A 19,571-nucleotide genomic window follows, 5' to 3' on the forward strand; every position below is an offset into this window, starting at 1 on the left:
TCGCACATCACCAAGGGTTGGAGGTTGACGGTCTTACCCATTGGAGAGGAACTAAGTTGCGCCCCAAACTGTCCCGCCGCCGGGCTTTCACCGCCCTCGGCCTGGCGGGTGTCCTGGCCACCGGCACCGCGATCACCGTCGCGGTCAAAGGCCCATCGCAGCCGGCCACGGCCGCCACCACGACCGCGGTCACGGCTACGCGCGCCATCAGTTGTGACGCCAAGGCCGGCGGCAAGCACTTCTACGACGGCCCGTCGGCGTCGGCGAAGTACGACGCCCGGTTCAGCGTGAGCGCGGCGCTGCCGCGGCTGGCGTCGTACACCCCGCAGGGCATCGGCACCTGGTGGAACTGGGACGGCAGCAAGAACCTGCTGCTGGTCACCATGTACCGCAAGGGCTCGAACTCGGTCATCGTCGGCATCGACCCGGCCACCAACAAGGTCGTCGGCGACGTCGCGATCGCGGCGACCCACGGCGGCGGCATCACCACGGTCTACGGCTGGGCCTTCGTCCAGGGCAGCACCAACGGCATCCGCAAGTACAGCCTGGCCACGCTGCGCGCCGCGATGAAGAAGGCCGGCACGCCGTACGTGAAGGCGACCGGCTCCGAGCGCAAGGTGTACGGCGCGTCGTTCCTGACCAGCTACGGGGACTCCCTGTTCGCCGGGAAGTTCAACGACAAGGGCCGCGACAAGATGCACGAGTACAAGATCAGCAGCAACGGCACGCTGACCACGATCAACAAGGCCTGGGAGATCCCGACCAAGACCCAGGGCCTGCTGGTGACCAAGTCGCACTTCATCTACAGCACGTCGTACGGGCGGGACAAGCTGAGCAACCTGTACGTCGTCCGCCGCGGGCAGCCGGACCTGGACAAGGCGAAGCTGAGCTGCTTCCGGGCGCCGAGCATGTCCGAGGGGCTGACCGAGTACGGCGGCCGCGTGTACGAGGTGTTCGAGTCCGGGTCGTACCTGTACCGGTCCGACCCGAAGACGAAGAACGTGATCACCCACCTGCACAAGGCATCGATCTCGTCACTGACCAGCCTGGCGTGAGCGATCGGGCGCCATCAGATGGTTTGATGGCGCCCGATGCTCATCTCGTTCGGAATCGCCGGGTTCTGGTTCCTCGTCTTCGCGCTCAGCTTCCTGCACGACCGGCGGCTGTTCCGCAACGGGATCTTCCTCGTCCTGACGCTGATGTTCGCCGGGATCGGCGTGATCTTCGCGCTCGACTCCGTCAGCGGCACCGCCGCGCGCTGGCTGGTGCTGGCGATCGTGGTCGCCATCCCGGTGGCGATCGTGGTGCTCGCGATCTTCCTCGTGATCAACGGCGTGACGATGCTGCGCCGGGAGGGCCGCCGGCCGGCGAACCTGCTGTCGCTGCTCGCAGGGCTCGGCATCATCGGGCTCGTCATCTTCGGCATCGCGGTCCAGCGGCTCAGCTGGGAACCGCTCGATGCGGTGCGCTCGATCCTGGTCGGGGTGCTCACCTACATCTCGTTCCTGTTCGTGTGTTTCCTCGCCTACGCGTTCGTCTACAGCCGGGTGCGCTCGTCGCGGAAGGTCGACTTCGTCGTCGTCCTCGGCTCCGGGCTGCGCGGCTCGCGCGTCCCGCCGCTGCTGGCGAGCCGGCTCGATCGGGCCCAGCAGGTCTACCTGCGGGCTGTCCGCAAGGGTCGGTCGCCGATGATCATCACGTCCGGCGGCCAGGGCCCCGACGAGGATGTCCCCGAGTCGCACGCGATGGCGTCGTACCTGATCGAGCGTGGTGTGCCGGAGGACCGGATCCTGCGTGAGGACCGGTCGACCAGTACGACGGAGAACCTGACCTTCAGCCGGGAACTGATGGTCAGCCGGGTGCCGGCGTACCGGTGCCTGATCGTGACGAACAACTTCCACGCCTTCCGGGCCGCACTGACCGCCCGCAAGGTCAGGGTCAACGGCCAGGTCGTCGGCTCCCCGACCGCGGCGTACTACTGGCCGACGGCAACGATCCGCGAGTTCGTCGCGATCCTCTACTCACACAAGTACGTCAACGGCGGCATCTGCCTGCTGATCACAGCCGGCGCGATCCTGCAGCACGTCTAGGACCACAGTTCGAACGGCTCGTCGATCTGGTCCCCGGCCAGGAACGACGTCAGCAATCCGGGCAGGTTGCGCGGATAGAACACGTCCTGACTCGCCACCACGTCGGCGATCGGCCACCAGCGGAAGCCGAAGTAGTCCTCTTTCTCGTAGTCGAACCGCTCGGTCTCGTCGACATCCGGTCCCGGCCCGTCGAGCCTCACCTCGCATACCACCTCGTGCTGGAGGTGCCGTACGGCGCGATGGCGGAACGACGCCGTACGCCGCCAGGTCGGCGTACTCACCTGCTCCGGGGTCACCTTGATCCCGGTCTCCTCGCGCAGCTCGCGGAGCGCGGCGTCCAGCGAGGTCTCGCCCTCGTCGATGCCCCCGCCCGGCAGCTCCCACCACTCGCCCAGCTCGGGCGCGGTCACCTCACGTGTGTGGAAGAGCAGGATCCGGTCCTTGCTGTCACGGACGACGACGCGGACCGCGTCCCTCTCGAGGATCGGCAGATCCTTCGGCAGCTCGGTGATAGGGCACCTCCGTTGTCAGCGCAGCATCAGGACTGCGGCAATGATTCCAGCCAGGACGATCAGTACACGGAGGAGGCCGCTGGGGAGGCGGCGGCCGATGTGGGAGCCGACGTACCCACCGACGACGGAGCCTGCGGCCAGGAGGGCGGCGGCGGTCAGGTCGAGGTCGGCGACGAAGACAAAGATCACGCTCGCGACGAGGTTCGCGGCCAGCAACGCCAGGGTCTTGAGGGCGTTGACGATCCGCAGTTCCAGGTCGAGGCCCAGGCCGAGCACGGCCATCATCATCACGCCGGCGCCGGCGCCGAAGTAGCCGCCGTACACACCCGTGAGTGCGGTGAAGAAGGTCGTCGCCGGTGACATCGTCGCCTGCGTCCCGTGCGGGTGTTCTCGCCGCGAGCGGAGCCAGGTCGAGATCCACGGCTGTACGCCGACGATCAAGCAGGTGAAGAGGATCAGCCACGGCGCGGCCGCGGCGAACACGTCCGCCGGCAAAGCCAAGAGCAGCGCGGCACCACCGATCGCCCCGATCGCGCAGGTCAGGACGACGGCGATCGTCTGTGGTCGCGGCACCTCACGGAGCTCGCGGCGATAGCCGAACGATCCGCTCAGCGCGCCCGGCAGCAGGCCGACCGTGTTCGACGCGTTGGCGACGACGGGCGGGATCCCGAGCGCGATCAGGACCGGGAAGCTGATCAGCGAAGCGACGCCGACCGTCGAGGTCAGCATCCCCGCGCCGAGTCCCGCGGCCACCACCGCGAGGTGCTCCGGGCCGGTCACGCGCTCGCCGTCATCTCGTCCATCACTCGCCAGCCAATCACGATCGCTGCGTTCAGCCCGCCAGAATCTCACCGTGGGGCGGCGCCGAGACGAGTATCACGTGGCCGCGCGTCGCCTGGTCAGCCGTTGAGACAATCGATCGCCGGATGATCCCATCGCAGAGCAGACTACGGTGGGTGAACCGCCCGCTACGGATCGAGCTGCTCGGCCCGCTCGTCAGGACTCAGCGGCGAACCGCTCGATCCGGGTGACGAGCTGCGCGAGCGGTGTGGTTCCGTCCAGCTCCAGGTCAGCGGTTGCCCGCAGCAACGGTTCTACCGACACCTTGAACTCGAGGCTGCGGGCGAGTTCCTCCGGATCCTTTCCGTACCTGTTGGTGGTCCGATGGGTGAGCCGTTCGGCCATCACCTCGGCAGGGACGCTCAGCAGTACGACGACGGTGAAGCGGTCACGGAACACGCCCAGGTTCCGCGCGCACCCACTGACGATGAGAACTCCGTCACAGTCGTCCGCCAGCAGCTCCCGGACCCGGTCCTCTCGCCACTGCCAGTCCTTCCCCGGCTGCGATGGCGTGGGGCCGGAACCGTCCGGGCTGTCGACCCACTCCGACCACTCCGGCGAGTCGAGATCCACGGCGCGGTGACCCAGTTCGGCCAGGCGCTCCACCACCGTGGACTTCCCGACGCCGGACACTCCGGTCACCAAGATCCGCTTCATCGCGCCAGGCTAGTGCCCAGGCGAGCCAGCGGAGACAGGCTCAGGAACAACGGCGACAGGAACATTCCTGCGGTGGCCAGGAGAAGTGCGATCCGGATGCCGAACGCACCAGCCACAACTCCGCCCAAGAGTGCGCCGAGCGGGGTCAGCCCCATGCCGAGGAAGTTGATCGTGGCGACGACCCGGCCCTGAACCGGCAGCGGGGTGATCGCCTGGCGGATCGCCGTCACCGCGACATCGACGGTTTGGCTGAAGGCGCCGTACAGGACGTTGATCGCGATCAGCGCGGCGACGGTCGCCGGGCCGGAACCGTGCAGGCCGGAGGTGGACAGCATGACGACATCGGAGATGAGGGCGGCGAACACCACCACCCGGCCGTAGCCGAACCGCCTGGGCATCCAGCTGGAAAGCACTGATCCGATCAGGACGCCCGGACCGAACGCGGCGAGGACCAGACCGAGGACGGCACTCGGCAGGTCCAGGGCGCGAGCCAGGAAGAGCAGGTAGACGGTGGTCAGCGCGGTGAAGGAGAACTGGTAGATGCAGGTCGCAATCGCCACTGCCCGCAGTGACCCGTCGCGGATGACGATCCGCAGCCCTTCCCTGATCTGCCGGCCGAGACCGGTCGTCGCGCTCGGGGGTGTGCTCGTCAGCCGGCGGATGCGTCCGATCGACAGGCTGGAGACCGCGAAGAAGGCCGCGCTCGCAAGGACGGCGATCGGGGCGGTGAGCAACGAGACCAGCCCGCCGCCCAGCGCCGGTCCGCAGATCTGCGCGGCCGATCGGGTGGTCTCCACCATGCTGTTGCCCTGAGCAAGTTGATCGCGGTCGACGAGCCGCGGGAGCGACGCCTGGTACGCCACGTCGAAGCACACCGTGAACACGCCGGCCGTGAACGCCACGACGTACAGGAACGGCATCCCGAGCATCCACCCGATCGGGACCGCCGCGAGTACGAGCGCGCGGCCGAGGTCGGCGTACACCATCATGGCGCGGGATCGCCAGCGGTCGACCAGAACGCCGACGAACAGTGAGCACAGCAGGATCGGCACCTGTTGCACGGCCCGGAGCGCGCCGAGGTGCGCGGCGCTCGCGCCGAGCGAGGTCACCGCCACCAGCGGCAGCGTCACCTGACTGGCGTAGGCACCGAACTGTGAGGCGGTCTGGCCGAGCCAGAGCCGGAGGAAGTCACGATCGGCCCACAGCGTGGGCGCACAAAAAGACAGCGGCACGAGAAGGAGTCCCTTGAGACACCCGGGTACGGCGATACCCGGGCAGGCGAAAGCTCGCTGTGCCGCTCAGTGGAAGCAGCACGCGATGACGGCTGAGGTCAACGCGTGCGCGATCTGCCGACCATGTCCCAACTCCTCGAGGTCGGACGCGAGCTTACCCCGGCCCGCCGCGGACGTCAGCGGACTTTTACGGCGGCCGCTGCGCTCTTGCTGAGGTTGCGGCCGTCGCCTACCTCGACGTGGTAGCTGACGGTCTGGCCACTCCGGACAGCGGTATCGGTGAAGGTCTGGACGGATGGCGTGGTCCAGGAGTAGGAGCTGCGCGACCAGCTGGCGACCTTCGTGGTGCCGCGGTACAGCACGTAGCTCAGCGCGATGTTGTCCGTGTCGACGACCGTCGTGAAGCTGACCGTCGTCTGGTTGGCCCGCGTACTGGAGACCTTCGGCGCCGCGGGCACGGCCGGCTTGGCACCGCCGGGTGCGTTGTCGAACCGCGTGAGGCCCTGCTGTGGCTTGCCGTTCACGGTGGTGAAGTCACCACCGACCCACAGGTCGTTGCCGCCGGACGCGAACGCCAGCGGTCCGACCAGGGTCTCGCCGCCCGCGTCGGTGTTCGGGTACCAAGGGCCGAGCTTGCCGTTGATCGCGCTCTCCACCAGCAGGTGGTGCATGCCGGTCTTGTCCGGGAAGCCGCCATCCTTGCTGCAGTCGTGCGCGTGCGAGCCCTTGTAGAGCCAGTTGCCGATCACCTTGATCGCCTCGGTCGCACCCAGGCACTGGCTCTGCCAGAGCAACTTGCCGGTCGTCTCGTCAGCGGCCAGGACGCCGTCGTAGCAGCCGATCCCGCTGCCGGCGTTGGCGACGAACACCCGGCCGTCGGCCGTGTCGATGTCCCTCACCCGGCTCATGCAGTCCGGCGACGGTTCGGGAATGGCGTCCGCAGCCGGCAGGTCGAGGACCGCACCGGTCGTCGGGTTCACCATCGCCAGGGCCCAGTGGTCCTCGCCGTTCAGCTCACTGAAGCCACCGCCGACGAAGACGCGGGAGCCGTCGTCGGACGGCTTGAGCGCGTACACGTCGTTGTCCGCGTCCGGATCCCACGGCAGCAGCGCACCGGTGCTCAGCGCGACCGCTGCCACCCGGTTGCGCACTGCCTTGTCGACCCGCTGGAACGAGCCGCCCAGGTAGACGGACGTGCCGTGGATCGCCAGCGCCGCGACCCGGTAGCTCACCGCCGGATCCCACCCGGCCACAAGCTTGCCGGTGGCAACGCTGAACATCGCGATGTGCTGCCTGGCCACGCCGTCGACGGTGGTGAAGTCTCCACCGACCACTAGCCATTTGCCGTCCGGGGAGGTGGCGATGCTCCAGACCGCTCCGTTGAGCTTCGGGGCGAAGGCGGTCGGCGTACCTGTGGTTCGATCGAAGGCGGCCAGGTAGGTGCGGGCCGCTTCCCCCTGCCCCTCCACCTTGCCGGGCTGCCGGATGCGGGTGAACAGTCCGCCGGCGTACACCGTGTCGCCCGCGACGGCGAGCGCGTTCACGCTGTCGTTGGTCTGCCACGTCACCTTCCCGACCGCGGACACGGCCGACCCGAACCCCGGCATCGCCGCCGCAACCGGCGGACCCGACGGAACCAGCGCCGCGGCGACCACAGCCGCGCCCGCGACAACTGCCAGAACTGCCTTCTTCATCGACGCCCTCAGCCCCCTGAACCGACGGGCCAGCTCAGCCCGTGACTTTCTGCCACGACACGATAACTGTCAGCTCAGGCCATCCCGACAGCGCCTCGGCCTGACGGCGGGTTGCGTTCCGATAGTTAGTTGGCTAAGTTTTGTGATTAGCCGACTAACTATTACAGGAGGAGCGGGTCATGGAACTGGGGCTGAACGACGCGGCGGTGTTGGTGACCGGTGGGTCTTCGGGGATCGGGCGGGCGACCGCGGTGGCGTACGGGCGGGAGGGTGCCCGGGTTGCGATCACCTACAACTCGCGGAAGGACGCTGCGGAAGGGGTTGCGGAGGAGATCGAGGCGGCCGGAGGTACGGCGTACGTCGTACCGATGGATCTGAACGAGCCGGAGACGATCGCGGCCGCGGTCGAGGCGACGGTCGGTCAGTGGGGTGGGCTCGATGCCGTGGTGGGGAACGCGGTCGACTGGGGTAACGCGGGGTTTCACGATCGGCCGACGAAGATCGAGGACGCCAGGCCCGAGTGGTGGATCCCGGTCATGCGGGCGAATCTCGAGGGGAACTTCCACCTGGTTCAGCAGGTCGCGCCGGCGTTGCGGCGGTCGGCGCACGGGCGACTCGTGCTGATCTCCACGGACCTGGCCGAGCGCGGCCTGGCCGGCGCCTGGCCGTACAGCGCGGCGAAGGCCGGTCTGCACGGACTGGTCGCCAGCCTGCAGCACGATCTCGGGCAGGACGGCGTCCTGGTCAATGTCGTGATGCCCGGCATCACCTTGGAGAACGGCGAGCACCGGGTCCTGCCGAAGCCCGCGGTGGATCAGCTCGCCACCAGGTTCAGCGCCCGGCGGCTGCCCGAGACCACCGACCTGGCCGACGCGATCGTGTTCCTCACCTCGCCGCGGACCAGGGCGATCCAGGGCGAGATCCTGCGCGTCACCGGCGGTTCGCTGTTGCCGGAGTAGCACGGCGCGGCGCGCGCTGGGGGCCGAGCGGCGGTCACGCTTGTACCGTGGCCTCAGGGACACCTGGAAAAGGAGCGTCGCGATGGCCCGGGCACTGATCGTGGTGGATGTGCAGAACGACTTCTGCGAGGGCGGGAGCCTGGCCGTGAGCGGTGGAGCCGACGTCGCCTTCCGGATCGGCGAACTGCTGCACAAGTGGCACGAGACCGACCCCGGCGACCGGCAGTACGCGTACGTCGTGGCCACCCGGGACCACCACATCGACCCGGGCGGCCACTTCTCCGACGACCCCGACTTCGTCCACTCCTGGCCCCGGCACTGTGTGGCCGGCACCGACGGCGTCAGCTTCCACCCGAACCTCGACCCCCAGCCGTTCGACGCGATCTTCGACAAGGGCGAGTACGCCGCCGCCTACTCGGGCTTCGAGGGCAAGTCCCATGAAGGCGGCCACGCGCTCGCCGACTGGTTGCGGACCAAGGGCGTCACGGACGTCGACGTGTGCGGGATCGCCACCGACTACTGTGTCCGGGCGACCGCCCTCGACGCCCGCAACGAGGGCTTCCGTACGACGGTCCTCACCGCGCTGACCGCAGGGGTCGCGCCGGGCAGCACGGAGCAGGCCTTGACCGACCTCCGCGCCGCCGGCGTCACCCTCACCTGACTGGGGCGCCCGGGCCGAGCGGGATGCCGATCGCCCACCAGGCCAGGAACAACAACGTCCAGGCGACCGTCATCGCGATCGCCAACGGCACCGTGTACGACGCCAGCGTGCCGACGCCGGCGTCCTTGCGGTACCGCTGCAGGAACCCGAGCGCCATCACGAAGTACGGGCTCATCGGCGTGATGGCAGTCGACCCCGAGTCGGCGATCCGGAACAGCGCCTGTGTGGTCTCGGCCGGCACGCTCAGCAGCAGCATCATCGGCACCAGGATCGGCGCGGTCAGCGACCACATCGCCGAACCGCTCGTCACCAGCACGTTGATCACCGTCAGCAGCACCAGGATGCCGAGGAAGATCACCACCTTCGGTGCGCCGAGGTCCCCCAGCACCCGCGCCGACTCCGCCGACAGCAGATCGCCGATGTTGCTCCAGTCGAAGTACGCCAGGAACTGTGCGATCGCGAAGAACAGCACCAAGACAGGCGCCATCTGTTTGATGCCCTCGGCCATCAGTCTGGGTACGTCGGCCGCACGACACCGCCCTACCGTCACGCCGTAGGTGATGCCGACGATGCCGAAGAGGACCGCGACGACCATCGCGATGCCGTCCAGGAACGGCGACTCGACGATGCTTCCGTTCTCACCTCGGAGCGGCGAGTTGTGCGGTGCCAGTACGGCGACGATCGCGACGGCCGCGAGCAGGAAGACGATCCCGGCCCGGCGCAGACCGGTGCGCTCGGCAACGGATACTTTGAGCTGGTCCGGATCGTCACCAGGCGCGTCCGGGTCGGCCTCGAGGTCGGTCCGCTTGTTCAGCACCAGCCGGGTGACCAACGTGATCACCAACGCCAGCAGCACGGACGACACGATGTTGAAGAACCAGTTGGACAGCGGCGAGATATAGGCATCCGGGTCCACCGTCTTTGCCGCCGCCGTGGTGATGCCGGCGAAGATCGCGTCGTTCGGGGTCGGGATCGGGCTGGCGTCGTACCCGGAGGCGATCGCGGTGTACGCGACCACGATGCCGAGGATCGGCGACCGGCCGACCGCGCGGAACGCGAGCCCGCCGAGCGGCACCAGGATGATGTACGCCGCGGCCGACGCCACATGCGCCATCGTGCCGGCGAACGCCACCGCGAACACCACCATCGACTGCGGCACCCGGGAGACGCTGACCCGCATCAGGGCCTGCAGGAATCCGGTCCGCTCGGCCAGCGCGACGCCCATGATCACGACCACGATGGTCGCCATCGGCGGGAACTCGGCGAAGTTCGAGATCGCCGTCGACACCGCCATCTGCAGGCCGTCGCCGGACAGCAGGTTCTGCACCGCGACGGTCTTGCCGTCCTTCGGCGACACCACCGAGATGTCGAACCCGGCCAGGACCGCGCTCACCACCGCGAGGAGTCCGGACAGGATCCAGAACAACCAGAACGGATGCGGCAGCGCGTTGCCGGCCCGCTCGATCACGGCCATCGCCCGGACCAGGCGTGGCAACTGCTCCCTCGTGCCGGTCGTCGTACTCATGTCAGTGCCTCAGCTTGTGCGACTCGAAGAACGCGCCGATCAACTCGTGCGCTTCGAACGTCTGGGTCACATAGCCCGGCCCCGACGAGGCGTCCGATCCCGGCCAGCTGTGCCCGCCGTCCGTGACGGCGACATGGACGACATCAGCCGTGCATCCCTTGTAGGTGAACTTCAGTACGTCGTCGCCCTGCTGGGACATCCGCGGTTCCTGGTCGCAGTGGTCGCGGACAGCCCAGTCGCGGACCCAGGTCTCGACACTGGGCAGGTCGCGCTGCCCGTCACCGCCGTACGGGATCGTGGTGTCGCCGGTGCCGTGGATGTCGAGCACCGGGACCGGGCGGCTGGGCGCGCACCGCTTGCCCTCGATGTAGAAGGCGCCGGAGACCGGGGCGATCGCGGCGATCCGGTCGGCCAGCTGGCAGGCCAGGATGCCGGTGAAGCCGGCACCGTTCGACTTGCCGGTCGCGTAGACGGCGTCGGTGTCGACGCAGAGCTCGCCTTCCAGCTTGTCCAGCAGATCAGCGGTGAACTTGACGTCGTCGACACCCTTGGCAGAGTACGGCGCTCCCTGCCAGGCCTGCTTGTCCTCGTCACCGATCACCCCGTTGGGGTAGGCAACGATCGCGTCGAGCTTCGACAGGTCGGAGAACGCCTCCGTCTGCGCACCGGTCTTGCCGCGGCCGTGGTACACGACGATCAACGGTGACGCCTTGGTGGAGTTGTACCTCTCCGGGACGTGCAGGCGGTAGGTCCGGGTGTGTCCACCGCTGACGACCTCGTAGTCGCCGGTGGAGACTGCTTGCTTGCCGCAACCGGTACTCCGGGAATCTGGGGCGGCAGTTGCCGATGGCAACCCGATCGTCAGCAGGCCGGCGGTGATCAGGAGCGCGCCGAGCGCTTTGGGGCGTGCGAGGTTCATCAGGGGTGCCTCCTCGGGCATGCGAGCGGGCAGGCTCGCGCCTGGACCGCCTGAGCCGGGGTCCAGTGAGCGGGCGTCTTGGGGTCAGGCCGAGAGCAGTTCGTCGGCGAAGGCGGCTATGCGGTCGGCGGCCGCCTCGACCAGGAGACGGCCGTCCTCGGCAGTGGCGCGGCGGGGATCTCCCAGCACGCCACGCTTGTGGTACACGTCGAACCCGACGGACAGGCGCGGTCCGCGCGCCTGCCGGGACAGCCGGGCCGGGGTGGTCAACTCGTCGAGCGTGGTGGCACCCGGCTCCAGGCGGTCGGCCTGGACGAGGTCGGGTGCGAGGTACAGCATCTGCGCGGTCTCGGCCTCACCGGAGTGACCGTGGACCTCGCTGACATCGACGATCAGGTCGGACACCACGGAGGTGATCGGTGTCCACGTGAAGGTGAGGTCCTGGCGGACGTACTCCTGCGCCAGGACGGACAGCGCGGCGTTGTTCCCACCGTGCCCGGTGATCACGAGAAACTGCCGCCAGCCGTGGTCCCGCAGACTGGCGATCACATCCCGCAGCACCTGCATGAAGGTTGCCGGGGACAACGACATGGTCCCGGCGAAGGCCATGTGGTGCGGCGAGATGCCGTATGGGACGACCGGAGCGATCACGGCGCGACCGGCCAGTCGTTCGGCCACTCGGTCGGCGACACCGACAGCGCGCACGGTGTCCGTGGCCATCGCCATCCCGCCGCCATGCTGCTCCTGCGCCCCGACCGGGATGATCACCAGCGGCGACCGCCGTACCGCAGCTGCGGCCTCGTCGGTCGTCATCTCCGCGAGTCTCCGGAGACTTTTCGCCGCCTGGTGGCGCTTTTCTTCCGGAGAACGGCCGTTCATGACAGTTCCGAGGCCGACTCGACGGCCACGCGGATGTTGTCGAGGTGCTCGCGGGTGAGTCGTTCGGCCGCTTCGACGTCCTGTGCCCGGACGGCCTCCAGGATCGCCTGATGCTCTTCGTGGTCGCGCTCGCGGTTGTCGTAGAGCGCACGAATCTGCTGCTGCTCGCGGACCCGCACCTTCAGCAGGGAGGCCAGAACCTCCTGCAGCAACGGATTCCCGGAGGCGGCGGCGAGCTCCACGTGGAAGTTCAGCGCGAACGCCGGACCGCCCGGTGGGATGAGCGCATTGGTGACCGCGGCCTCGAGCCGCTCCAGGTTCTCCGGCTGCCGGGCGGCCGCGGACTGCGCGGCGACGGCCGGCTCGATCACCAGGCGGGCGCTGATCAGCTGCAGCACCGACTCCTTGGTGATCGGCGGGCGGTGCGGATTCGCCAGTACGACGTTGTTGATCGTCGGACCGACGTACGTGCCCGAACCGTGCCGGAACTCGACCGCACCGGTCGCCTCGAGCTTCCGCAGCGCCTCCCGGACCGTCGGCGTGGTGATCGCGAACCGCTTGGCCAGCTCACGAGCCGACGGGATCGCGTCGCCCGGGCCCAGCCCGCCGTCGCGGATGATGCCGAGAATCGACTCGGTCAACCGATCGGACAGGCTGGGTGGCGCCTCGGACGCTGAGTAAGTCACAAACTGACTAAATCACTTAGCCTTTATCTCGGTCAAGACCCCCGCGCCGTCGCTCTGCGGGTCCTGCAACCGTGTTCCCCGGAAACCGGACGTCAGGCGGTGACCACGATCGGGGCGCCGTTCGAGGTCAGGGACCAGTCGGTGGTGTGGAAGGTGGCCGGGTCGACGGCGCCGGTCGACGTCACGTAGTCGATCATCAACTGGCGGATCTCGACCTGGCGGTTGTAGACGACCGGCGCGGTCGAGACGTGCGGGAAGTTGCCGCCGCCGGACTGCCGGTAGTTGTTGACCGCGACAACGAACTCCTGGTCCGCGGTCACCGCGGTGCCGTCGTACGCGAGGTCGGTGATCCGGGAGCCGACCGGCTTCGCGATGTCGATCTTGTACGTGAGCGGCTTCGTCAGGCCGCCCATCACGTCGTAGTTGTAGTCCGGAGTCCCGCCCGGCGCGGTCGGCGTGGGCGCGTTGGTGACCTGGTCGGACGGGAACGGACCGGCGCCGGTCACCTGCTTGAAGTACTGCGCGGAGAACTCGAGATAGGCCTGGACCTGGGCACCGGTCATCGTCACCGCGAGCAGCGTGTTGTCGAAGATGTAGAGCCCGGCCACGTCCCGCACCGACACGTCACCGGCCGGGATGGCGGCCTCCCGGTTGAACGGTGCCGCGATCGCCAGCACCGGCAGGCCGGCCTGCGGCGTACCGACGAGCGCCTTCGACACCGCGTCGGCCTGGATGAAGTTCACGAAGTCCAGGGCTGCGGTGTCCTCCCACGGCGCGGTCGCGGCAGACATCGCCTCCTTGCAGGTCTCGATCTTCGAGTTCACGTACTCGATGACCTTGTCGTGGTCCTTCTGCAGTACGGCGACCACCGTCGGGTCTGCGTCCACGGTGTTCGCGTTCAGCACCTGGCTGTGCCGGCCGACGACCGTCCAGCGGCCGCGCACCTTCTGCAGGTCCAGGTCGAACAGCGACAGCCGCATGCCCCACTTCAGCGGCTCGCTCAGCACGACCTGCTCGCCGGTGGTCTTGTTGGTCACCATCCGCTCGGGGATCTCCAGATGCGCGTGGCCGACCAGTACGGCGTCGATGCCCGGAACCGTCTCCGCCATCAGGGCCGACGCGTTCTCCGGCACCGGCAGGGCGTCGCCGTACGACGAGGACAGGTCCATGCCGGAGTGCGCGGACACGATCACCACGTCGGCGCCGGCCTTGCGGACGCGCGGCACCCAGACCTTCGCCAGCTCGACGATGCCGCCGAACTTGACCTTGTTCTCGACGTTCGCCTTGTCCCAGATCGCGATGCCCGGGTTGGTCAGGCCGAGGATGCCGACTGTGATCGGCTTGTCGCCCGGCACCTGCACCCGCTTCAGCACGTACGGCGGGAACACCGGCAGGCCCGTGGTCCAGTCCTGGGCGTTCGCCCCGAGCAGCGGGAACCCCAGCTGCCGCTGGAACTTGCGCAGGATGTCGAGGCCGTAGTTGAACTCGTGATTGCCCAGCGCGGCGGCGTCGTACCCGATCTTGTTCATCGCGGCGGCCATCGGGTGGGTGTGCCCACCGGTGATGGGCTCGATCTTGGCGAAGTAGTAGGCCAGCGGGGTGCCCTGGATGGTGTCACCGGCGTCCAGCAGCAGCGGCTGCGGTGCCCGGCGCTCCGCGGCGACGCGGTCCCGGACAGCGGTGACGAGGGTGGAGATCTTGGCCAGGCCGATGTCGTTGTGCGCGGCGTCGTCGTACTCGGCGTTCTTGAAGTAGTCCCAGTTGAAGACGTTGCCGTGCAGGTCGGTGGTGCCCATCACGGTCAGCCGGACCGTCGTGGAACTGTGCCCGGCATCGTGACCCGCGTACGCCGGTACCGCCTGGAACCCGGCCGCCGCCAGCGCCGCCGCGCCTCCGATCACCGTTCGCCTCGTCATCGTCGTCCGCTCGCCGCTGTCCGTCATCGTCCGCCTCACGCGTAGGTTGTGCCGGCAGTCTCGCCGCCGCCGGGGTCTCCGGCCCGGGGCACACGATACGGCGACACGCCGCGACCCGATTTCGGGCTGACCTGGCGGCACGAGAAGATGCCGGACATGACCAAGCCGCCCGGCAAGCTCCTGCCGTTGGTCGCCGCCCTCCTCTGCGGTGCCGTCCTCGCCCAAGCCGCCAAACCGTCCGACCAATCGGTCACCAGTGCCGCGCCTGCCGTCCAGACGGCCGCGCACGCACCGCTGAACGTCCCGGTCAAGGCGCGGCCGACGCATCCGCCGAGCCAGCCCGGGCCGAAGAAGCACCAGTCGCGGCAGCAGCAGCGGACCACGGTGCCGGCCGACGACTGGAACCTGACCGGTCACGGCAAGGTGCTCTACCTGACCTTCGACGACGGCCCGCAGCCCGAGTGGACGCCGAAGGTCCTGCAGGTACTGCGCAAGCACAAGGCGAAGGCGACCTTCTTCGTGCTCGGCATCCAGGTCGCGCAGTTTCCCGAGCTGGTCACCCTCGAACGCGCGGCCGGTCATCACGTCGGCAACCACACCTGGGACCACAAGACCCTGACCCTGCTGCCGGACGCGAAGATGCGGCAGGAGATCACGTCCGGGGTGAAGTCGAGGTGCCTCCGCCCGCCGACCGGCGCCACGAACGCCAAGATCGAGGCGACCGCGGCGGCGGTGCACCAGCGCCAGGTGCTGTGGGACGTGGACACCAAGGACTGGACCAAGCCGGGCGTCGCGAGGATCGAGCATGCGCTGCTGGCCGGTGCGCGGCCGGGCGCGATCATCCTGATGCACGACGGCGGCGGCAACCGCTCCGAAACCGTCACCGCCCTGGACCAGGCCCTCACCAAGCTGACCAAGCAGGGCTACACCTACCGCTCGTTGCCCTGCTAGTTGGAGCGGCTGACTCTGGTGGTGCCGCCGGAGAAGTGCTGGAGGGCCTGGTCGATGACGTGCACCGGCTGGTCCAGTGCCTTGACCAGGAACAGACCGGTCGGCCGGAGCAGCGGGTTCGGCTTGACCACGGTCCGCACCGACGGCTGGTCCAGCCCGCGGACGCCGGCCGTCGTGGCACCCACACCCGGCGCCAGGTCGAGCTCGAGCGTGTACTGCCCGAACAACTTCTCCTGCCGGAAGCCACGCACCGTCGCCCACGGCAGCACCACCGGGTACGCCGCTCCTTCGCAGGCCAGCTCGAGCGCGCGAGGAGTCATCCGCATCGCGATCGGCTGCACATCGTTGGCGGCGTACCAGCGTTGCCGTTCGGCGATCAGCCGGAGCGCGAGGACGGTACTCAGCACCAGCGGGATCATGGCCAGGATCAACAGCAGCGCGAACGGCCACAGACCCGAGCCACGGAACGCGATCAGCGCGACCAGCGCGACCAGGATGCCGAGGGCACCGATCGCCAGCGTCACCCAGGCACCCCGGCGCTGGACCTTCCGGACCCGCTCACGCCGTTCCCGCACCGCCTCCCGATCGATGCCGACGACGAACGCCTGCGCATCCTCCCCGTGCTGGCTCATGCCCCAACACTCCCATCTCGGCGGGCCGCCGCCGACACGGGTCTCAGGACTTGCGCCGGCCGGCCCAGCTCCAGGCGTAGACGCCGTCGTCCACCGCCGTACCGCCCTCGCCGAGCTCGAGCGGACGGAAGGTGTCGACCATCACCGCGAGCTCCTCGAACCGCTCCGCGCCGAGCGACGCCTCGATCGCGGACGGCTGCGGCCCGTGCGCGTACCCACCGGGGTGCAGCGAGATCGAGCCGAGGCCGATGCCTGACCCCTTCCGGGCCTCGTAGTCGCCGCCGCAGTAGAACATCACCTCGTCGGAGTCGACGTTCGAGTGGTAGTACGGCACCGGCACCGACAGCGGGTGGTAGTCGACCTTGCGGGGCACGAAGTTGCAGACCACGAAGTTGTTGCCCTCGAACACCTGGTGCACCGGTGGCGGCTGATGGATCCGCCCGGTGATCGGCTCGTAGTCGCTGACATTGAACGTGTACGGGTACAGGCAGCCGTCCCAGCCGACCACGTCGAACGGATGCGTCGCGTACGTCATCCGGCTGCCGACGATCCCACCCGGGCCGCTGCCGCGGTGCTTCACCAGCACCTCGACGTCCGTGTCCTCGACCACGAGCGGCTCGCCCGCCGCGTGCAGATCGCGTTCGCAGTACGGCGAGTGCTCGAGGAACTGCCCGTACCGCGACAGGTAGCGCTTCGGCGGCGCGATGTGGCTGTTCGCCTCGATGCAGTACGCGTGCACCCCGTCCGGCCCGGGCAGCCAGCGGTGCGTGGTCGCCCGCGGGATGATCACGTAGTCGCCCTCGACCGCGTTCAGCACGCCGAACACCGTCTCCACGGTCGCCGAGCCCTTCTCGACGTACACGCACTCGTCGCCGATGGCGTTGCGGTAGTACGGCGACGGCTGCTCGGCGACGACGTACGAGATCCGGACGTCACCGTTGCCGAGCACGAGCCGGCGATCCTCGACCGCGTTGGACTTGGAGGTTTCGGCGAAGAGGTCGTGCAGTTTCAGGTGCCGGGGCGTGAGCGGGTGGTTCGCGACGGTGGTCTGGTCGGGCAGGTCCCACACCTGCGAGTCCACGATCGCGGACGGTACGCCGGCGTGGTACAGCAGCGACGAGTCCGACGAGAACCCCTCCTCCCCCATCAGCTCCTCGTAGTACAGCCCACCGTCCGGTTTCCGGAACTGCGTGTGCCGCTTCGGCGGAACCTGCCCGACCTGCCGGTAGAACGCCATCTCTCCCGCTCCCGTGTACGTTAATCGAACGCATGCGTCCGCTTACCGAAAGCATCCGTTAGGCTTCGAGCCATGTCAACCGTCCCTGCCCTGTTCCGGCACCTGGTCGACGACGCCGCGATGTTCCCGCCCGGGGACCTGCCGCTGACCGAGGCTGTCGAGGCGCACCGGGCCCACCGCACCGCGCCGTACGCCGACCTGGTCGGGCCCTTCGTGTGCACCGCTGAGGATCTGATGAAGGTGGCCGCCGAGGCCGCCCGCACCGGCCCCGATCCGCTGCGGCTCGCGGTGGTGATCACCGGCGGCGCCGGTGGGATCGAGCCCGCGGTCCGGTACGGCGACCGGTCCACCGCCATCGAGGTCACCGCCATCGAGGTCCGGCTGCGCAACGAGGACGACCTGTCCCGGAACGCACTGCGCGTCGTCCGGGCCTGTGACGACTGCCTCGACGAGGAGACGGCGTACGTCGAGATCGGCCTGGACGGAGCGTGGGAGCGCGCTCTCGACGTGGTCGCCGACGCGGGGTACGCGGCGAAGCTCCGGACCGGCGGGCTCGAGGCCTCGTTGTTCCCGTCAGAGGGTCAGATCGCGGCGTTCATCACTGCCTGCCTGGATCGCGAGGTCGCGTTCAAGTGCACGGCCGGGCTGCACAACGCGGTCCGGCATACCGCTGTGGACACCGGGTTCGAGCATCACGGCTTCCTGAACGTGCTGCTCGCCACCCGCGCGTCGCTGGACGGGGCCTCGCTGGACGAGGTGGCCGCCGTCCTGGCTTCTCGTGACGGCGGCCACCTCGCCGCCCGGGTGCGGGAGTTGTCCGAGCAGCAGGCGGCCGGGACCCGCCGGTGGTTCACCTCGTTCGGCTCGTGCAGCATCGAGGAGCCCCGCCGCGACCTGACCGCCCTGAGCCTGCGGGAGGGCCTGTGAGCTGGATCGACATCCCCGCGGATTCGCCGTTCGGGCCGGACAACCTGCCGCTCGGCGTGTTCCGGCTCGGTGACGAGGAGCCGCGGGTGGGCGCCGCGATCGGCGACCAGATCATCGACCTCGCGCCGGTCGCGTCGGCGCAGATGCTGGACGGCTCACAACTGTTCGCTCAGCCGTCGCTGAACGACTTCCTCGCGCTCGGCCGCCCGGCCTGGCGCGCGACGCGCGGCTGGCTGCTCGAACTCGTGCGCAACGCCAATGATCGCGACACCGTAGAACCGCATCTGATCCCGCGGTCGGCGGTCACCATGCACCTGCCGTTCGAGGTCGCGGACTACGTCGACTTCTATGTCTCCGAGCAGCACGCGACCAACCTCGGCCGGCTGTTCCGGCCGGACTCCGAACCGCTGCTGCCGAACTGGAAGCACCTCCCCGTCGGCTACCACGGCCGCGCCGGGACCGTCGTACCGAGCGGCACCGACATCATCCGGCCGTCAGGTCAGCGGAAGGCGCCGGACGCGGCCGCGCCGACGTACGGACCGTCACAGCGGCTCGACATCGAGGTGGAGCTCGGGTACGTCGTCGGGGCGCCTTCTCAGCTGGGCCGGCCGGTGTCCGTGGACGCGTTCGAGGAGCATGTGTACGGCGTCGTACTCGTGAACGACTGGTCCGCGCGGGACCTGCAGGCGTGGGAGTACGTCCCGCTCGGGCCGTTCCTGGGTAAGTCGTTCGCCACCTCGATCTCGCCGTGGGTCGTGTCGCTCGACGCGCTCGAGTCCGCCGCCGTACCGCTGCCGCCGCAGGATCCGCCGGTGTTGCCCTACCTGGCCGGCGACAACCTGAAGAACTACGACATCACCTTCCAGGTGTTCCTGAACGGGCAACTGGTGAGCAGTCCGCCGTACAAAGACGTCTACTGGTCGCCGGCTCAGATGCTCGCCCACCTGACCGCGAACGGCGCCTCCCTACGCACGGGCGACCTGTTCGGGTCGGGCACCGTCAGCGGCCCCGAGAAGAACCAGCGCGGCTCCTTCATCGAGCTGAGCTGGGGCAGCCGCGAGCCCTTCCTCGTGGACGGCAAGGAACGCACCTTCCTCGAGAACGGCGACCAGGTAACCATCACCGCCCAAGCCACCACCTCCACCGGCACCACCATCGGCCTAGGCGAAGTGACGGGCACAATCACCTCCGGTTAATCCTGTTCATAACTGTTCGTTTCTCTTGACTAGCTAGCGGTTGCGTGCGAACTTTCTC

Annotated in this window: 19 protein-coding genes; 7 read left to right on the forward strand and 12 right to left on the reverse strand. The window is 68.6% G+C overall.

Features of this window, described 5'->3' with window-relative positions; translation table 11 throughout:
• The first annotated feature begins 56 nt into the window (after nt 1-56).
• Nucleotides 57-1,055: a hypothetical protein gene (locus tag ACIBG5_RS33060; RefSeq protein WP_396395451.1), complete on the forward strand. Its 999-nt coding sequence runs from the start codon at nt 57-59 to the stop codon at nt 1,053-1,055.
• 36 nt (nt 1,056-1,091) lie between these two features.
• Complete coding sequence (locus ACIBG5_RS33065; protein WP_396395452.1) at nt 1,092-2,090, forward strand: YdcF family protein; 999 nt, start codon at nt 1,092-1,094, stop codon at nt 2,088-2,090.
• On the opposite strand, the gene ACIBG5_RS33070 is transcribed toward ACIBG5_RS33065, so the two are convergent.
• The 5 genes from ACIBG5_RS33070 to ACIBG5_RS33090 all read right to left on the reverse strand — a co-directional run bounded on the left by ACIBG5_RS33070 (nt 2,087) and on the right by ACIBG5_RS33090 (nt 7,025).
• Nucleotides 2,087-2,602, reverse strand: a complete 516-nt coding sequence (locus ACIBG5_RS33070; RefSeq protein WP_396395673.1) for an NUDIX hydrolase — start codon at nt 2,600-2,602, stop codon at nt 2,087-2,089. The genes ACIBG5_RS33065 and ACIBG5_RS33070 overlap by 4 nt on opposite strands.
• Before the next feature lie 15 nt (nt 2,603-2,617).
• Nucleotides 2,618-3,382, reverse strand: coding sequence for a sulfite exporter TauE/SafE family protein (locus ACIBG5_RS33075; protein ID WP_396395453.1), 765 nt, complete (start codon nt 3,380-3,382; stop codon nt 2,618-2,620).
• A gap of 216 nt (nt 3,383-3,598) precedes the next feature.
• Nucleotides 3,599-4,099, reverse strand: a complete 501-nt coding sequence (locus ACIBG5_RS33080) for an AAA family ATPase (RefSeq protein ID WP_396395454.1) — start codon at nt 4,097-4,099, stop codon at nt 3,599-3,601.
• Nucleotides 4,096-5,331: an MFS transporter gene (locus ACIBG5_RS33085; protein ID WP_396395455.1), complete on the reverse strand. Its 1,236-nt coding sequence runs from the start codon at nt 5,329-5,331 to the stop codon at nt 4,096-4,098. The genes ACIBG5_RS33080 and ACIBG5_RS33085 overlap by 4 nt, the downstream gene beginning before the upstream one ends.
• Nucleotides 5,332-5,507: 176 nt before the next feature.
• A complete protein-coding gene (locus ACIBG5_RS33090; RefSeq protein ID WP_396395456.1) occupies nt 5,508-7,025 on the reverse strand; it encodes a fibronectin type III domain-containing protein in 1,518 nt (505 codons plus the stop codon).
• Nucleotides 7,026-7,204: 179 nt separating this feature from the next.
• On the opposite strand from ACIBG5_RS33090, the gene ACIBG5_RS33095 reads away from it, so the two are divergent.
• Both ACIBG5_RS33095 and ACIBG5_RS33100 read left to right on the forward strand, forming a co-directional pair.
• A complete protein-coding gene (locus ACIBG5_RS33095; protein WP_396395457.1) occupies nt 7,205-7,984 on the forward strand; it encodes an SDR family NAD(P)-dependent oxidoreductase in 780 nt (259 codons plus the stop codon).
• An 82-nt stretch (nt 7,985-8,066) separates the two neighbouring features.
• Nucleotides 8,067-8,645 carry a nicotinamidase gene (locus ACIBG5_RS33100; protein ID WP_396395458.1) on the forward strand — a complete coding sequence of 193 codons (579 nt, stop codon included), beginning with the start codon at nt 8,067-8,069 and terminating at the stop codon, nt 8,643-8,645.
• Here the strand turns inward: ACIBG5_RS33100 and ACIBG5_RS33105 are convergent.
• The 5 genes from ACIBG5_RS33105 to ACIBG5_RS33125 form a co-directional block, all read right to left on the reverse strand.
• Nucleotides 8,638-10,170 (reverse strand): AbgT family transporter, encoded by a 1,533-nt coding sequence (locus ACIBG5_RS33105; protein WP_396395459.1) that lies wholly within the window; start codon nt 10,168-10,170, stop codon nt 8,638-8,640. The two genes, ACIBG5_RS33100 and ACIBG5_RS33105, sit on opposite strands and share 8 nt — an antisense overlap.
• A gap of 1 nt (nt 10,171) precedes the next feature.
• Entirely contained in the window at nt 10,172-11,089 is a 918-nt protein-coding gene (locus ACIBG5_RS33110) for an alpha/beta hydrolase family esterase (RefSeq protein ID WP_396395460.1), read from the reverse strand.
• Nucleotides 11,090-11,173: 84 nt separating this feature from the next.
• The gene (locus tag ACIBG5_RS33115; protein ID WP_396395461.1) at nt 11,174-11,902 is read right to left on the reverse strand and encodes a creatininase family protein; all 729 of its coding nucleotides are present in this window, start codon (nt 11,900-11,902) and stop codon (nt 11,174-11,176) included.
• A gap of 62 nt (nt 11,903-11,964) precedes the next feature.
• On the reverse strand, nt 11,965-12,654 hold the full coding sequence (locus ACIBG5_RS33120) for a FadR/GntR family transcriptional regulator (RefSeq protein ID WP_396395462.1): 690 nt from the start codon (nt 12,652-12,654) through the stop codon (nt 11,965-11,967).
• Nucleotides 12,655-12,746: 92 nt separating this feature from the next.
• Nucleotides 12,747-14,609, reverse strand: coding sequence for a bifunctional metallophosphatase/5'-nucleotidase (locus tag ACIBG5_RS33125; RefSeq protein WP_396395463.1), 1,863 nt, complete (start codon nt 14,607-14,609; stop codon nt 12,747-12,749).
• Nucleotides 14,610-14,726: 117 nt separating this feature from the next.
• On the opposite strand from ACIBG5_RS33125, the gene ACIBG5_RS33130 reads away from it, so the two are divergent.
• Complete coding sequence (locus tag ACIBG5_RS33130) at nt 14,727-15,521, forward strand: polysaccharide deacetylase family protein (protein WP_396395465.1); 795 nt, start codon at nt 14,727-14,729, stop codon at nt 15,519-15,521.
• Here ACIBG5_RS33130 and ACIBG5_RS33135 read toward each other — a convergent pair.
• Both ACIBG5_RS33135 and ACIBG5_RS33140 read right to left on the reverse strand, forming a co-directional pair.
• Nucleotides 15,518-16,153, reverse strand: coding sequence for a hypothetical protein (locus ACIBG5_RS33135; protein ID WP_396395466.1), 636 nt, complete (start codon nt 16,151-16,153; stop codon nt 15,518-15,520). The genes ACIBG5_RS33130 and ACIBG5_RS33135 overlap by 4 nt on opposite strands.
• A 43-nt stretch (nt 16,154-16,196) precedes the next feature.
• Nucleotides 16,197-17,390, reverse strand: a complete 1,194-nt coding sequence (locus ACIBG5_RS33140) for a homogentisate 1,2-dioxygenase (protein ID WP_396395467.1) — start codon at nt 17,388-17,390, stop codon at nt 16,197-16,199.
• 72 nt (nt 17,391-17,462) lie between these two features.
• Between ACIBG5_RS33140 and ACIBG5_RS33145 the strand changes: the two genes are divergently transcribed.
• Together ACIBG5_RS33145 and fahA are read left to right on the forward strand one after the other, a co-directional pair.
• Nucleotides 17,463-18,317 (forward strand): hypothetical protein, encoded by an 855-nt coding sequence (locus ACIBG5_RS33145; protein ID WP_396395468.1) that lies wholly within the window; start codon nt 17,463-17,465, stop codon nt 18,315-18,317.
• On the forward strand, nt 18,314-19,513 hold the full coding sequence (gene fahA / locus ACIBG5_RS33150; protein ID WP_396395469.1) for a fumarylacetoacetase: 1,200 nt from the start codon (nt 18,314-18,316) through the stop codon (nt 19,511-19,513). The genes ACIBG5_RS33145 and fahA overlap by 4 nt, the downstream gene beginning before the upstream one ends.
• Nucleotides 19,514-19,571 lie beyond the last annotated feature (58 nt).

The sequence above is a fragment of the Kribbella sp. NPDC050241 genome, from assembly GCF_044459685.1.
Taxonomy (GTDB): domain Bacteria; phylum Actinomycetota; class Actinomycetes; order Propionibacteriales; family Kribbellaceae; genus Kribbella.

Coding starts and splice junctions, on each gene's coding strand:
- ACIBG5_RS33130 (WP_396395465.1), top strand. CDS start 14,727: ATGACCAAGCCGCCCGGCAAGCTCCTGCCGTTGGTCGCCGCCCTCCTC.
- ACIBG5_RS33090 (WP_396395456.1), bottom strand. CDS start 7,025: ATGAAGAAGGCAGTTCTGGCAGTTGTCGCGGGCGCGGCTGTGGTCGCC.
- ACIBG5_RS33100 (WP_396395458.1), top strand. CDS start 8,067: ATGGCCCGGGCACTGATCGTGGTGGATGTGCAGAACGACTTCTGCGAG.
- ACIBG5_RS33095 (WP_396395457.1), top strand. CDS start 7,205: ATGGAACTGGGGCTGAACGACGCGGCGGTGTTGGTGACCGGTGGGTCT.
- ACIBG5_RS33105 (WP_396395459.1), bottom strand. CDS start 10,170: ATGAGTACGACGACCGGCACGAGGGAGCAGTTGCCACGCCTGGTCCGG.
- ACIBG5_RS33140 (WP_396395467.1), bottom strand. CDS start 17,390: ATGGCGTTCTACCGGCAGGTCGGGCAGGTTCCGCCGAAGCGGCACACG.
- ACIBG5_RS33145 (WP_396395468.1), top strand. CDS start 17,463: ATGTCAACCGTCCCTGCCCTGTTCCGGCACCTGGTCGACGACGCCGCG.
- ACIBG5_RS33065 (WP_396395452.1), top strand. CDS start 1,092: ATGCTCATCTCGTTCGGAATCGCCGGGTTCTGGTTCCTCGTCTTCGCG.
- ACIBG5_RS33110 (WP_396395460.1), bottom strand. CDS start 11,089: ATGAACCTCGCACGCCCCAAAGCGCTCGGCGCGCTCCTGATCACCGCC.
- ACIBG5_RS33080 (WP_396395454.1), bottom strand. CDS start 4,099: ATGAAGCGGATCTTGGTGACCGGAGTGTCCGGCGTCGGGAAGTCCACG.
- ACIBG5_RS33115 (WP_396395461.1), bottom strand. CDS start 11,902: ATGACGACCGACGAGGCCGCAGCTGCGGTACGGCGGTCGCCGCTGGTG.
- ACIBG5_RS33135 (WP_396395466.1), bottom strand. CDS start 16,153: ATGAGCCAGCACGGGGAGGATGCGCAGGCGTTCGTCGTCGGCATCGAT.